Raw genomic sequence first — 13,750 nt, 5'->3', positions numbered from 1 at the left:
AAGTATTACGACATTTTAAGATGCCAACTTTACCAAAAGGCAGGTTCTTTAAAATGGCAATTCCTTTACTTGAATACAAACCTACAACTCAAAACCAAAGAGTAAATAGCTTCGGTACGGCAGATATTAGCGAAGACAATCCTTATATCTATCGCATTGAAAATGCTAATTCTTCCGGCGAAATTGAACAACTAATTTGGGCTGCTTATCGCCAAATCTTTAACGAACAGGAGATTCTCAAATTTAACCGTCAAATTACCCTAGAAACCCAACTCAAAAATAGGTCAATTACGGTTAAAGACTTCATTCGTGGTTTGGTGAAATCAGAGCGATTTTATCAGCTAGTTGTGACACCGAATAACAACTATCGGTTGGTAGAAATGGTTCTGAAAAGAATCTTGGGTCGTTCTCCCTACAATGAGCAAGAGAAAATTGCTTGGTCAATTCAAATTGCTACTTTAGGTTGGGGAAAATTTGTGGATGTTCTGATTGATAGTAGCGAGTATGAACAAGCCTTTGGTGAGTATACAGTACCCTATCAACGTAAACGAATGACCACAGACCGCCCCATCAGCTTTACTCCTCGCTATGGTGCTGATTATCGTGACCGGGCAGGTATTGTCCAAAAATGGTCTTATATTCGTCAATGGCGCGGAGGTTTCTACCCAGGCTCTGGGCAAAATGTTGATTTGGGGGCCTTGTCTGCTGTATTACTGGTAATAACCGCAGGCATCACTTTCTTGTTGATTCTCAATTGGTTAGGAATTAGTGATATCTACTAACCTTTTGAGGGGAAAATAAGATCGAGAGGAAATAGGGAATAAGCAATAGGGTAAAACTATTACCTATTCCCTGTTCGCTGAGAGGTTGTTTGAACAAGTCTAATTTATTACCGACCTAGCGACTAGAAGTCGCGGCTACACAGGCGAAACCCACCTGCGTGGGTTAAGAACCTTGATTTTTTATTAGTCCACGCAGGTGGACTTTGTTTGTGTAGTAGCGATTTCTAATCGCCATAAACTTTTCAAACATCCCCTGTTTCATTATCTTTGTTTAATTTGATAATAAAAGGAGAAAAATAATATGGCATTGCCATTACTTCAATACAATCCAAGTAGTCAAAATCACCGAGTGGCCAGCTTTGGTGTTGCTGACCAAAATGAAGATACACCTTATATCTATCGCATTGAAGATGTTAGTTCTTACACTGACATGACAAATATCATTTGGGCTGCTTATCGCCAAGTTTTCAGTGAACATGAAATTCTCAAGTTTAACCGTCAAGTGACTTTAGAATCTCAGTTAAAAAATGGTTCTTTGTCAGTTCGTGATTTTATTCGCGGTTTAGCTAAATCTGAAGCTTTCTATCGTTTGGTTGTTTCTGTTAACAACAACTACCGTTTGGTAGATATCACCCTCAAGCGGTTGTTAGGTCGTTGTGCTTACAATAAAAAGGAAGAAATTGCTTGGTCAATTGTAATTTGTAACAAAGGCTTTGGCGGTTTCGTTGATGCTTTATTAGATAGCGAAGAGTATACCCAAAACTTTGGTGAAAATACTGTACCTTACCAACGCAAGCGGTTTGTAGATCGTCCCTTTAACTTGGTAACTCCTCGTTACGGTGAGGACTTCCAAGAAACAGCCGGTACAGTCACAACCGATTGGCGCTTTACTTTGGAGAATTTCTATACTGCTAAAGCTAAAGCCAAGCGTTTGAAAGCTGGCGATCCTGGCAACTTTAAAGCTATGGCGGCTTCTGTATCTGGTAAAGGTAATTATGCTCAAAAGCTATCTTCTTTTGATATTGATTACCTGAGTGCTGTTCCTTATCGTGGTAAACGCTAGTACCGCTAGGCGTTCGTCAAAAGTCAAAAGTCAAAAGTCAAAACGAAGACAGTATAGGCTTTGTAACGATTTAGAACAGTTGGTTCACTTACGCCGCAGTGTACTAGTACCCCTAGGCGGAATTAAAAATTAATAATTAAAAATTAAAAAGGCGGATATTACCAGCTTTTTAGTTATTTTTAAGAGTTAGTTAACTTCCGCTGTTGTGTACTAGGTTTACCCAAAAATTTTTAATTTATAGGGTGCGTTAGGAAGATGATTCTTGACGCACTCTTAATTTTTTGTGCTGTTGCTCATGGTTTTGTAAAATTTCTTATAACTCAATTAACTTAAAGCCCCAAATTTTCAAAACGGCGATCGCTATTTCTGGATCTATACCATCATAGGCTTCCCATTCAGACTGTGGATCTTTAGGATGTCCTTCACCTACGTGACCTGCAATTTTAATGATGGGAATATTCACTAAGTAATCACGTTCCATCCCTTTAGGAAGAGCTAGTTTAATTCTACGACCCACAAACTTTGATGCGCTAGATTCAGCTACAGATTCCCGAACTAAACAAATATCACCAGCAGTTCCCCAAGTAGTTTGGTAAATGTGGAGAAACGATATATAACTTTCTGGTTTGATGGATCTTTTGAGAACTTGCATTATCTAATCCTTATCCTTGTTTTCGACAATTTTATCTAAACTCTAGCTGCTATATTCCAATTTCCTGCTTTTGACAGAATAAAACAAGGGGTTTGCACCCCTTGAGAGAGTTTAAAAAGTGAACCGTATTAGTGATCTACGCAGGTGTAAATTGCAAAGATACACCGTTCATGCAGTAACGGAGACCAGTTGGTTTTGGTCCATCATTAAAAACATGGCCTAAATGTCCACCACAATTACTACAATGGACTTCAGTTCGGGTCATGAAAAATGTTCTATCTGTAGTAGTAGCGATCGCCCCCTCTATGGGTTTAAAAAAGCTTGGCCAGCCAGTACCACTATTAAACTTCGTATCGGAAGTAAACAAAGGCTGTCCACACCCAGCGCAGACATAAGTACCAGGTTCATATTGCTTATCCAGAGGACTGCTATGGGAGGGTTCTGTACCATGTTTCCGCAACACCCGAAACTGTTCTGGTGTGAGAATACTCTTCCACTCTTCCTCTGTTTTTGTCACTGCAAACTCTGTATTAGAAAGTGCCATAGATTCTGAACTCCAATTGATATAATGGGAAAAAAAGGCTGTACCGATTAATAGGGTACTAATTTGTAAAAAATTGCGTTTGTCCATAATCTATTATTTGCTATTTTTCTCTTCCTGAGCCAAACAACTCCACAGGATTGATAAATTCTCTGGCGAGAAATTGATGAAAATCACCGAAACACATCTTGCTCCTCTGAGAAGAATATGTGATAATTCTAAAATAAATTTAAATGTACGGTATCTCTATCGGATTGTCGGTGTTTATGCAGGAGGTATATTCATATATGGTGTTGCTGAGTAAAAGTATGATTTCATTATGCCTACGGCACGCTGCGCGAACACGCGGAGGCGCTCCAGGCGCAGAGAGTAAGAGTTTCATTTTTTTGATTTTTCAATTTCATACCTCAATTCAGCAACGCCGCTAATTAAATGTACAAATTGCACCTATCACATCAAAATTAATCAGTTATTCTGGAGTTGATCTTGACAACGACAAAACTAATGTGCCAACTATTAGGAATGAATTGCAACGTACCCACAGATATTTGCTTTTCCTTTGAAGGTTTTTCTGCCAGAGGAGGAAAAACAGATGAACATAGTGATGGTTGGGGAATTGCCTTTTTTGAAGGTAAAGGATGTCGGATTTTTTTAGACGCTGAAGCTTCTATCGCGTCACCCATTGCCGATTTTATCCGTCGTTATCCCATTCATTCTACTCATGTGATAGCCCATATTCGCAAAGCCACTCAAGGTAAAATGGCCTTAGAAAACTGTCATCCTTTCCGTCGGGAACTTTGGGGTAGATATTGGGTATTTGCTCATAATGGTAATTTACCAGATTTTAACCCAGAAAATCATGGGACTTTTCAACCTGTGGGTGCTACCGACAGCGAAAAAGCATTTTGCTTAATTCTCAACACATTGCGATCGCATTTTCCCCAAGGACAACCACCATTAAAGGAACTTTACCAGACATTACATGAAGTTACCAAAGAAATAGCGGTTTTTGGATCTTTCAACTATATATTATCAAATGGTCAGCATTTTTTCACCTATTGCTCAACCAAACTTTGTTACATTATTAGACAAGCACCCTTTGCGGCGGCGCATTTAATTGATGAAGAGATGACTGTAGATTTTAGCGAATTGACCACACCAAGCGATCGCGTTGCTGTCATTGTCACCACACCCCTAACCGATAACGAAGTTTGGACACAAATTCAACCGGGTGAACTCCTCATATTTCAGGATGGATTACCACTAAAATTTGCATGATTTTTGACAAAAAACAGACATCCGCCGTAAGAACCCCACCCCCAACCCCCTCCCCGCAAGGGATGAGGAGGCTAAGATGTACCTCATACGAGCGGAAACCGCTGTCAGAATAATTAGACTTAATCAAGAATTGCTATATTTATCTTCTTCCACCTTGAATTTTGTCAAAAATCGCACCATCAGCAAAGAATTTCTTCTGTACACCACTCCAACCGCCAATATCAGCCACAGTGTAAAGTCTAGCAATATAGGGGAACTTATTTTTTACTTCTTTGGACACAGTTGGATCAACTGGACGAAAACCAACTTTAGTAAATTCACGCTGTGCTTCTGGGGTAAACAAGAATTTGACAAAAGCTTCAGAAACCTCTCGATTTCCGCGCTTATCAACATTTTTATCCACAACTGCTACAGGTGCATCTATAGAGATATTTACTGGAGGAACTATGTAAGAAGTATCTGTTTTACCTTGTTGTGCAGCTAAAATGACTTCGTTTTCATAGTTTAGTAATACGTCACCCTGACCTTTTTTGTAAAAAGCATCACTGGATTCTCGTGCATCTTTGGGTAATACCACCACATTCTTAAACACATTAGTGATAAACTTCAACGCCTGAGCATCATTTCCACCATTCTTCACTACTGAACCCCACAAAGCTAGAAAATTCCATTTAGCTCCACCAGATGTCTTGGGGTTTGCGGTAACAATCTTAACGTCAGGTTTCGTTAAATCACTCCAATTTTTGATATTTTTGGGATTACCAGCGCGAGTTTCCAGCGCAACTACTGAACGGGTAACAATTGAATTATTCGGAGCTTCCTTCTCCCAACCTGGTTTAATCAAACCGGCTTGTTCAATTTTTTTAATGTCTCCAGCCAATGCCAAAGCTACCACATCTGCGGGTAGACCATCAATAACAGCACGGGTTTGAGATCCTGAACCACCATAGCTTTCCCGAATTATTACATCTTGACCTTTTTCTCTTTTCCATTTTGCCACAAAATCGGGAATGATTTTGGAGTAAGCAGCCTTGGTGACTGCGTAAGTAACTAAGGTAATTTCAACTTTTTTACCACTTTGACTAATTAGTTGCGGTTTTTGTCCTGTACCTGCAGATACAGGTAAAATAGCGCCTATGCTTAAGCTTGTGGATAATAACAGCGTAGGCAAGAATGGCTTTATTGTTGTCACGAATTTTTTAGTGTTGGAAGAATTATCTGTCATGGGATGTCCTCAAATTGGCTGCAATACAATCTACGGTATCTCTGTAAAGATACAGTATTTAACCTATCGAAAACGAGCTTACCAGATGTAATAAATAAAATCAATAGTTTTTGCACTTAAAAACAACTATTTTTCTATCGGGTATTGTATGTATTTAATATTGCAGTTAATTCTTTGGCGTTTTTATTTACAAGCCTTATATAACAAGGTTTTGAGTAAATTAAATTCTATTTTTATCGTCAAGCTTGATTATTTATGTATTTTAATTAACTTATTTTCTAAGTATTTATATTTTGTTACCTCAAGAAAGACAATTAAAAATTGATACTTCTTTATTAGAGGCGTTGTAATTTGTCCTAAAACTGGTAAAATCACCATATTCCCTATCGTCAATATGCTGTTTTAAACGGCATTGGCAATTATGTACTTTTGCACTAACACATAACTGCAAGCTGAAAAATTAATTGCCCGTAGTTTTACAGGAGGAAAAAATAATGAATTTGTGGCAACAATTACGGAAAAGATTACAACTGAGGTTTAACCCCAATTCTCTCAAAGGCTTTGTATCACTGGTTCTAGTAGGAACGGTATTGAGTTTATCTCTTGCTGCTTGTTCTGGGACAAACACCAGTAATTCTTCACCAAGTGCAAGTAATGATACAGAAAAAAAACAGAATGCAGAACTAACTCTTGTCTCTTTTGCTGTTACTAAAGCTGCTCACGCTGCCATTATTCCCAAATTTGTGGAAAAATGGCAAAAGGAACATAACCAAACTGTAGTTTTTAAACAAAGCTATGGCGGTTCTGGTTCACAAACTCGTGCTGTAGTTGATGGTTTAGAAGCAGATGTTGTTCATCTGGCACTAGCTTTAGATACGCGAAAAATTGAAAAGGCGGGATTAATTCAATCTGGGTGGGAGAAAAAATTTCCTAATAATGGAATTGTTACTAAATCTGTCGCCGCTTTAGTAACTCGTGAAGGCAACCCTAAAGGTATTAAAAATTGGGCTGATTTAGCTAAAGATAATGTTAAACTAATTACCGCAGATCCTAAAACTTCTGGGGTAGCGCGGTGGAATTTTCTCGCACTTTGGAATTCGGTAATTAAAACTGGTGGAGATGAAGCTAAAGTAACAGAGTTTGTTACTAAGGTTTATAAGAATGTCCCTGTATTAACTAAAGATGCTCGTGAAGCTACAGACGCATTTTTTAAACAAGGTCAAGGTGATGCTTTAATCAACTATGAAAACGAAATTGTTTTAGCCAGAGATAAGGGTGAAAAAACAAACTATGTTCTTCCTGATGTAAATATCTCCATTGATAATCCTATTGCTGTTGTGGATAAAAATGTTGATAAACATGGTAATCGGGAGGTGGCGGAAGCTTTTGTTAAATACTTATTCACTCCAGAAGCACAACAGGAATTTGCAAAAGTAGGATTTCGCCCTGTTGATGAAACAGTAGCTAAGAGTAAAGAATTTGCTGAAAAATATCCCCAAATCAAAACTTTAGGTACGGTTCAAGAATTAGGTGGTTGGGATGCTGTTCAGAAAAAGTTTTTTGATGATGGAGCAATTTTTGACCAAATTCAAGCTAAAAATAGGCGGTAATGGGTAATGGGTGATTGGTGATTGTTAGAGAATAACTAACAACTGACAACTAACAACTGACAACTGACTAAATTATGGCTGTATCTTCTTCTGCACAAACTAATATTAAACCTCCGATTTGGAAGGTGTTTCTAGATAATTTGATTCGTCTTCCTTGGACTTGGCGGATTACTTTAGGATATCTAACTTTCATGTTATTTATTCCTATTGTGGCGATGTTTCTCAAGGCTAGTACAGAACCCCCTGCTAAATTTTGGGAAATTGCGACTAATGATTTAGCATTGGCGACTTATAACGTTACCTTTGTTACGTCTTTATTGGCGGCTTTGTTGAATGGTGTGTTTGGAACTTTGATTGCTTGGGTATTGGTGCGCTATGATTTTCCTTTCAAACGGATTATTGATGCGACTGTAGATTTACCGTTTGCTTTGCCAACATCAGTAGCAGGTTTAACACTGGCAACAGTTTATAGTGATAATGGCTGGCTGGGTTCATTGTTAGCACCAATGGGGATTAAGGTATCCTTTACTCGGTTGGGAGTTGGGGTAGCAATGATATTTATATCTTTACCTTTTGTGGTGAGAACTGTGCAACCGGTACTGCAAGAAATGGAATCGGAAATTGAAGAAGCGGCTTGGAGTTTGGGTGCTTCTGAATGGCAAACTTTTTGGAAAGTGATTTTACCACCTTTATTTCCGACAATTTTAACTGGTGTGGCTTTGGGTTTTTCCCGTGCTGTGGGAGAGTATGGTTCAACAGTAATTATTTCTTCCAATACACCGTTTCAAGATTTGATTGCACCTGTGTTAATTTTCCAACGGTTGGAACAATATGACTATTCCGGTGCAACTGTAATTGGTGTGGTTTTATTAGCCATTTCTTTGGTGCTGTTATTAACAATTAATTTCTTACAAGCTTGGGCGAGAAGATATGACAATAGATAAAGTTAAAAGACAAAAAAAACAAAGTTGGGTGCCGGCGATTTTAATTGGAATTGCGATCGCCTACCTATTTCTGGTTCAATATATTCCAGCTATTAATGTTTTTTTTGAAGCTTTCAAAAAGGGATCTGGACCATTTTTATCCAACCTGGCAAAACCGGAATTTCTCCATGCAGCTTGGTTAACTCTATTACTAGCTGCGATTTCCATACCTGTGAATGCTGTATTTGGATTATGTGCGGCTTGGGCGATCGCTCGACATAAATTCCCAGGACGCGCTATAGTTCTCAGTATCATTGATTTACCCTTTTCCATCTCCCCAGTCGTCGCCGGGTTAATGATAGTCCTACTATACGGCAGACAAGGCTGGTTTGGTCCTTGGCTACAAGCACATAATATCCAAATCATCTTTGCTTTTCCAGGAATGGTAATGGCTACCGCCTTTGTGAGTATGCCTTTTGTCGCCAGAGAAGTAATTCCTATCTTAGAAGAATTTGGCAAAGATCAAGAAGAAGCCGCCAGAACATTAGGTGCAAACGATTGGCAAACTTTCTGGCGAGTAACTTTACCGAGTATTCGCTGGGGTTTACTCTACGGTTTAATCTTAACAAATGCCAGAGCAATGGGTGAATTTGGCGCAGTCTCTGTCGTATCTGGTAACATTGCTAATACAACCCAGAGTTTACCCTTATTCGTAGAAGATGCTTACAAACAATATGAAACTGAAGCTGCTTTTTCTGCTGCTGTATTGTTAGCATTTCTAGCCGTAATTACCTTGATACTCAAGGAAATTCTAGAACGCAAAACCCAGATTAAGGAAGTTGAATAATGGCTAATGGGTAATAGGTAATGGGTGATTTTTATACAGATAGAAAATTACATCTTAGGAGTTGTTATGAGCAGTGAAAATACCCTGATAAACAAGCGAATTCGCATCAGAATCACTCAAGATCATCATCAAGAACCAGTAATTTCTCGCCTAGTTTCTGAATCTGGCTTAACAGTAAATATCAAAGCCGCAATTCTCGGACAAAATGCTGTAGGTGATGGTTGGTTTGACTTAGATATACAAGGAACAGAAACACAAATTCAAAATGGGTTAACCTATTTACGGAAATTAAACTTGCAAATCTGGGATGAAAACAGCATTAGTGATTGGTAAGAAAATTGCCAGCCAGATTAAGCAATAGATCCAACCAATCAAGGCTATTTCATTCTTATTTAGCAGTTGATATTCCGTTAAATCGGAATTGATTTATTAGCCCTGTTTGCGTAGCGTTTCCGTAAGCTAATTCAGTACAGGGCGAACTATGTTTAGAATCAAATAACCATACAGATTATGAATTTGTGTTACACTTAATTCTGAGCAAAAATTACGTGCTGCCGTTTTTAAAGATTCTAGTGTTAGTAATTCCATTTTGAAATTAAATAGCCAAACTTAACTGTTGCCAAGAAGATTTAGTAAATTCAATATTGCTTTTACCAATTCTTTGACATACCCATTCTACACAACTAGGAACAATTGCATTACCAAATAACACATATTGATCATAAATTCTAGCAACCCGACACCAATCATCAGGAAAACCCATCAATCTGGCATATTCAACATTAGTTAAACGCCGATATTTATCACCTATTTGATAACGTTCATAATGTCTGGATGTGGAAGCAGTTAATGTTGATGCAATTCCATTAATTCCAAATATTGTATACCCCAATCTTGCACCCCCATCTTGATTATATAATAACTCCACACCTTGACAATAACGATTTACAGCTTTACTTTTTTTAATGCGTTCTAAAGTATCAGATGTAAAATCAAATTGAGCATCTACCATTAAATCATCTTGGAGAATATTTTTTAATTTTTTTCTAGGTTTGATATCCGGTAAAGCAGGAAGATTCAAAGTTAACATTTTATTTTTATAAGCAATTCCCCAATTATAGTTCTTGCCTTTATTTGCAACTATAGGCATCATATCTTTTTCTATTAATATTTCTATATTTTCTAAATCAATTAAATCTGGTTGAGTTAAAAAAACCGATGTATTTTGTAAAAGGTGAGAATTTATATAAACTGAATTTAACTTAGTCCCAAAAATAAAAATCCTGTCTCTATTTTGAGGAATACCAAAGCTAATAGGACTAATGATTCTCCACTCTATAAAATAATCTAATTCAGAAAGTGCATTTAAAATCACTCGAAAATGATAACCATTTTCCATTGTTAAAAGTCTTTTGACATTTTCTAAGAAAAAATATTTCGGTTGTTTTTTATCTATTATTTCTACAATACGCTCAAATAAAGTCCCTCTCACACAATCTCTCACACCCAATTTTTTACCAGCAGGGCTAAATGGTTGACAAGGGAAACCAGCAGTTAGTATATGATGATTGGGTATATCTGATATCGGGATTTTATTAATATCACCTAAAACTAAAGAATCTTTCCCAAAATTACTTTCATAAACTTGACAACTCAATTCATTGATATCATTAGCCCATATAGTTTCAATATTAGCATTTGCCATACCCAAGCGAAAACCACCGATACCAGCAAATAATTCTACCGCTTTTAAATTCTCTGTTTTCATATATTAATTGTCTACTATTTAATAATTACTCATCTGTAAAATAATCGGAATCTATCTTTTTAATTTCGTAAATAGAGACTGTGGAAACACCCACATGATTATCAATCATCAACTGAGCTAATTCTTCTCCATCTATTAACACAATTTTACTATCTATAATAGATACATATTCTCTCGCTTCTTGGGAAAATCTGGAAGTAGTGATAAAAACACCTTTTCTTGCTCTTTGTCCATGTAAAGCCCCGACAAACTTTTGAATTTCTGGTCTACCAACAACAGTATTATCCCATCTTTTAGCTTGAACATAAACAATATCTAAGCCTAATTTATCTTCTTTAATTATACCATCAATTCCCCCATCTCCACTTTTACCGATCGCTCTCCCCGCATCACGTCTTGAGCCACCATAACCCATTTTTACGAGTAAATCTACCACTAATCTTTCAAAAAAATCAGGTGAACAACTTTTCACACGGTTAAGTAACTCTAATTCTAATTCTTTTCTAATTTTCTGATATCCAAATTCTATGGATTCCTGGGGTGTAGTTTCCGATATTTCTATAATTTCTGGTTCTGATTTATCATTATCTTTTTTAGAAGTTCTAAATTCAATATACTCTGGAAACTGTCCTAGAAATTTGACATTAATTGCTGCAATATTTTGATTTAAAACATCCTTTCCCCGCGTGGTAATTTGAAAAAATCCTCTTTTAAGAGATTCTACTAAACCGGCTTTTTTTAAATGTGTTCTAGCCCAACCTACTCTATTATCAAATACTGCTTGTTGTCCACTAGATAATAATTCCTTTCTTTCGTCATCACTTAAATTAAAAACATCAGCTAAATATGTAATAGCCTCTCTTAAAGAATGTTCCTTACCATCACTTGCATATTGCAATAAAGGCAGCATAATAGCTTGGAAATCAGGAATAGTCATTTTTCACAAATTAATGTATTACTTTTTTATACCATACTCTTGTAGTTTTTTGCAGTATTTTTATATCACTGCGCTAAAGAAATATATTTTAATAAATATAAAAGATAAAAAACTGACAAGATAAGTAGGTAGACAAAAATAAATAGAACTATGTTAAGTAAGTTAACAGATTCTGAAATTGGCTCGTAGTTAGGGCTTTAGCCCTACTTTCAGGTCTAAAGACCTTACTACAAACCTTTAATTATTTACATTACTCTACTTAATTTATAACTTTATGAATAAATCACATCGTCCCCCAATTCTCAAACCTGATGAAACATACACATTTCTTAAGTATTTTGAGTTAAGGTTTGCACCTGCGGCTATTTTACAATAACTAGGAGTTAATTTAACTAGAGGAACAATTAATTTTCCAATAAATAATAATCAAATACTTCGATTATTTGATCTCCAGAAACGATTAGAAGAAGCAATTCAAAGAGTTAGTTTAACAAGCGAAACTGCAAAAAGAGAAGTTTTAATTACGCCAATTCTCTTAGAAGTTGCACATATTACTGAATCTAAAATTAATATTGAATATCCCATTGAAATAAATCAGTTTTTGCGAGGTGATTTAGATTATTACTTGCAATCTCAACATCACCTGAGTTCGGTGTTAGGAGTTTCTCCTTCGGAGACGCTACGCGAACAGAGTCATGATTTTTTCAACGAGAGAATAAGGGCTTGAGACTCCTACGTGGGGTGAGTTTTCCACAAATTATCGTTATGTCGAACTCACGTCAGTTGATATACTGTTAATTAATTTGCACAAACATTTCTCATTTCTGGTTGAGGGTTAATATAATGGTACTCGAAGCCCCGTCCATCAAAGCCAAATCAACAGTCACCTGGGAACCCCTACCAGCTAATTTTATATTACCAGATGATCCTGTGGAAAATATTCAACAACCCGCCCTCGCAGCGGCTTTAACCGATGCTTTGGGAGCTTCAGGATATATCCAGCCAGAAATGCTAATTGGCTCGAATTTGGGGCTGGTAGCAACAGTTAATAAAAAAATTGTCGTCAAAGCTCCAGACTGGTTTTATGTTCCTCAAGTACATTCCGTACCAGAGGGGGTAATTCGTCGTAGTTATACCCCTAATACAGATGGTGCAGCAGTCACAATTGTGATGGAATTTCTCTCAGAAGCAGAGGGAGGAGAACTATCCATTAGGTCAACCCCTCCCTATGGTAAACTCCATTTTTACGAGCAAGTTCTGCAAGTACCTACTTATGTGACTTATGACCCCTATGATAGTAGTCTAGAAGTCCGTTATTTGCAAGATGGCAGATATATTTTACATCCAGTAGATACCCAAGGGCGGCTGTGGATTCCACAATTGGAATTATACCTGGGAATTTGGTTTGGGGAAAGGTTGGGACAAACCATGAACTGGCTGCGTTGGTGGGATAAATCAGGTAATTTACTGCTATGGAGTTCAGAACAAGCAGAACAAGAACGCCAGAAAGTGGAGGAGGAAAGACAAAGAGCAGATAGAGAACATCAAAGAGCAGAAAGACTAGCTGCTAAATTGTGGGAATTGGGAATTAAGCCAGAACCGTAGAACGGTGTAGAATCGTAGGTTGGGTTAAGCAACAGCGCAACCCAACAGAATCCTAACTAATGTATCAATAGGTTCAGAAAAAATGTGTAAAGAAAAGTAAAATAGCCCAAACCCTCTTCACTCTTGCCTATTGCATGATTGCCTCTTGCTTTGCCATAACGACGACTTTCAATGCTAACCTACTTATGCAGTTGATACCAATTATAATTACAGGGTGAGATAAATCACCCTATGTAATTAAAATTAAGCTGCTAAGCCTTCTCTTTCTCTAAATTTGGCATCTAACCAACAGCGTGGTAATTTTTCTCCAGAGGGAAATACTAGTTCTTCCTTTTGATAAATGTCCGTTTCTTGTTCTTCTTGTCCTTCTTGGTCTTGGGCGTGGACAATTTTGCTAGTGGGGTCTAGTAGTTCTTGAACATCAACTATTTTCACCAAATCTCGGCTATCTTTGATCTGTAAAAACATATTGATCAACCTCCATTATTTAAAATGTGTAAATTTGCCAATGGGAAGAAA

Annotated in this window: 14 protein-coding genes; 8 read left to right on the top strand and 6 right to left on the bottom strand. The window is 37.1% G+C overall.

The annotated features are described in order from the left end of the window. Positions 1-53: 53 nt before the first annotated feature. Both PN471_RS19310 and PN471_RS19305 read left to right on the top strand, forming a co-directional pair. The gene (locus PN471_RS19310; protein ID WP_271778223.1) at positions 54-782 is read left to right on the top strand and encodes a phycobilisome rod-core linker polypeptide; all 729 of its coding nucleotides are present in this window, start codon (positions 54-56) and stop codon (positions 780-782) included. Positions 783-1,083: 301 nt separating this feature from the next. After that, a complete protein-coding gene (locus PN471_RS19305; protein ID WP_271778222.1) occupies positions 1,084-1,845 on the top strand; it encodes a phycobilisome rod-core linker polypeptide in 762 nt (253 codons plus the stop codon). Between the two features lie 313 nt (positions 1,846-2,158). On the opposite strand, the gene PN471_RS19300 is transcribed toward PN471_RS19305, so the two are convergent. Beyond that, complete coding sequence (locus tag PN471_RS19300; RefSeq protein ID WP_027402207.1) at positions 2,159-2,497, bottom strand: hypothetical protein; 339 nt, start codon at positions 2,495-2,497, stop codon at positions 2,159-2,161. A gap of 136 nt (positions 2,498-2,633) precedes the next feature. Continuing rightward, positions 2,634-3,128 carry a peptide-methionine (R)-S-oxide reductase MsrB gene (gene msrB / locus PN471_RS19295; RefSeq protein WP_271778221.1) on the bottom strand — a complete coding sequence of 165 codons (495 nt, stop codon included), beginning with the start codon at positions 3,126-3,128 and terminating at the stop codon, positions 2,634-2,636. Between the two features lie 414 nt (positions 3,129-3,542). Here msrB and PN471_RS19290 point away from each other — a divergent pair, with 414 nt between their 5' ends. Then, positions 3,543-4,316 carry a class II glutamine amidotransferase gene (locus tag PN471_RS19290; protein WP_271778248.1) on the top strand — a complete coding sequence of 258 codons (774 nt, stop codon included), beginning with the start codon at positions 3,543-3,545 and terminating at the stop codon, positions 4,314-4,316. 139 nt (positions 4,317-4,455) lie between these two features. On the opposite strand, the gene PN471_RS19285 is transcribed toward PN471_RS19290, so the two are convergent. Next, complete coding sequence (locus PN471_RS19285; protein WP_271778220.1) at positions 4,456-5,541, bottom strand: sulfate ABC transporter substrate-binding protein; 1,086 nt, start codon at positions 5,539-5,541, stop codon at positions 4,456-4,458. Between the two features lie 494 nt (positions 5,542-6,035). Here PN471_RS19285 and PN471_RS19280 point away from each other — a divergent pair, with 494 nt between their 5' ends. The 4 genes from PN471_RS19280 to PN471_RS19265 all read left to right on the top strand — a co-directional run bounded on the left by PN471_RS19280 (position 6,036) and on the right by PN471_RS19265 (position 9,254). Beyond that, positions 6,036-7,151, top strand: coding sequence for a sulfate ABC transporter substrate-binding protein (locus PN471_RS19280; protein WP_271778219.1), 1,116 nt, complete (start codon positions 6,036-6,038; stop codon positions 7,149-7,151). 74 nt (positions 7,152-7,225) lie between these two features. After that, on the top strand, positions 7,226-8,095 hold the full coding sequence (gene cysT, locus PN471_RS19275; protein ID WP_271778218.1) for a sulfate ABC transporter permease subunit CysT: 870 nt from the start codon (positions 7,226-7,228) through the stop codon (positions 8,093-8,095). Continuing rightward, complete coding sequence (gene cysW, locus PN471_RS19270; RefSeq protein WP_271778217.1) at positions 8,082-8,921, top strand: sulfate ABC transporter permease subunit CysW; 840 nt, start codon at positions 8,082-8,084, stop codon at positions 8,919-8,921. The genes cysT and cysW overlap by 14 nt, the downstream gene beginning before the upstream one ends. Positions 8,922-8,987: 66 nt before the next feature. Then, on the top strand, positions 8,988-9,254 hold the full coding sequence (locus PN471_RS19265; RefSeq protein WP_271778216.1) for an NIL domain-containing protein: 267 nt from the start codon (positions 8,988-8,990) through the stop codon (positions 9,252-9,254). Positions 9,255-9,516: 262 nt separating this feature from the next. Here PN471_RS19265 and PN471_RS19260 read toward each other — a convergent pair whose 3' ends face one another. Continuing rightward, on the bottom strand, positions 9,517-10,689 hold the full coding sequence (locus PN471_RS19260; protein WP_271778215.1) for a DNA cytosine methyltransferase: 1,173 nt from the start codon (positions 10,687-10,689) through the stop codon (positions 9,517-9,519). A 25-nt stretch (positions 10,690-10,714) separates the two neighbouring features. Next, entirely contained in the window at positions 10,715-11,626 is a 912-nt protein-coding gene (locus PN471_RS19255; RefSeq protein WP_271778214.1) for a restriction endonuclease, read from the bottom strand. Between the two features lie 843 nt (positions 11,627-12,469). Here PN471_RS19255 and PN471_RS19250 point away from each other — a divergent pair. Beyond that, positions 12,470-13,231, top strand: coding sequence for a Uma2 family endonuclease (locus PN471_RS19250; protein WP_271778213.1), 762 nt, complete (start codon positions 12,470-12,472; stop codon positions 13,229-13,231). A 243-nt stretch (positions 13,232-13,474) separates the two neighbouring features. Here the strand turns inward: PN471_RS19250 and PN471_RS19245 are convergent, their stop codons facing one another. After that, on the bottom strand, positions 13,475-13,699 hold the full coding sequence (locus tag PN471_RS19245; RefSeq protein WP_271778212.1) for an acetyltransferase: 225 nt from the start codon (positions 13,697-13,699) through the stop codon (positions 13,475-13,477). Positions 13,700-13,750: the final 51 nt, after the last annotated feature.

Source organism: Aphanizomenon sp. CS-733/32 (assembly GCF_028330045.1).
Lineage (GTDB): Bacteria > Cyanobacteriota > Cyanobacteriia > Cyanobacteriales > Nostocaceae > Dolichospermum > Dolichospermum gracile.
Note: the sequence above shows the minus strand (reverse complement) of the source record. Positions and strands in the feature narration are given on the sequence as shown.

Excerpts from the sequence above, each read along its gene's own strand:
- PN471_RS19255 (WP_271778214.1), bottom strand. The coding sequence starts at position 11,626 with ATGACTATTCCTGATTTCCAAGCTATTATGCTGCCTTTATTGCAATAT.
- cysW (WP_271778217.1), top strand. The coding sequence starts at position 8,082 with ATGACAATAGATAAAGTTAAAAGACAAAAAAAACAAAGTTGGGTGCCG.
- PN471_RS19260 (WP_271778215.1), bottom strand. The coding sequence starts at position 10,689 with ATGAAAACAGAGAATTTAAAAGCGGTAGAATTATTTGCTGGTATCGGT.
- PN471_RS19290 (WP_271778248.1), top strand. The coding sequence starts at position 3,543 with ATGTGCCAACTATTAGGAATGAATTGCAACGTACCCACAGATATTTGC.
- PN471_RS19310 (WP_271778223.1), top strand. The coding sequence starts at position 54 with ATGGCAATTCCTTTACTTGAATACAAACCTACAACTCAAAACCAAAGA.
- PN471_RS19285 (WP_271778220.1), bottom strand. The coding sequence starts at position 5,541 with ATGACAGATAATTCTTCCAACACTAAAAAATTCGTGACAACAATAAAG.
- PN471_RS19245 (WP_271778212.1), bottom strand. The coding sequence starts at position 13,699 with ATGTTTTTACAGATCAAAGATAGCCGAGATTTGGTGAAAATAGTTGAT.
- PN471_RS19280 (WP_271778219.1), top strand. The coding sequence starts at position 6,036 with ATGAATTTGTGGCAACAATTACGGAAAAGATTACAACTGAGGTTTAAC.
- PN471_RS19265 (WP_271778216.1), top strand. The coding sequence starts at position 8,988 with ATGAGCAGTGAAAATACCCTGATAAACAAGCGAATTCGCATCAGAATC.
- cysT (WP_271778218.1), top strand. The coding sequence starts at position 7,226 with ATGGCTGTATCTTCTTCTGCACAAACTAATATTAAACCTCCGATTTGG.
- PN471_RS19250 (WP_271778213.1), top strand. The coding sequence starts at position 12,470 with ATGGTACTCGAAGCCCCGTCCATCAAAGCCAAATCAACAGTCACCTGG.
- msrB (WP_271778221.1), bottom strand. The coding sequence starts at position 3,128 with ATGGACAAACGCAATTTTTTACAAATTAGTACCCTATTAATCGGTACA.
- PN471_RS19305 (WP_271778222.1), top strand. The coding sequence starts at position 1,084 with ATGGCATTGCCATTACTTCAATACAATCCAAGTAGTCAAAATCACCGA.
- PN471_RS19300 (WP_027402207.1), bottom strand. The coding sequence starts at position 2,497 with ATGCAAGTTCTCAAAAGATCCATCAAACCAGAAAGTTATATATCGTTT.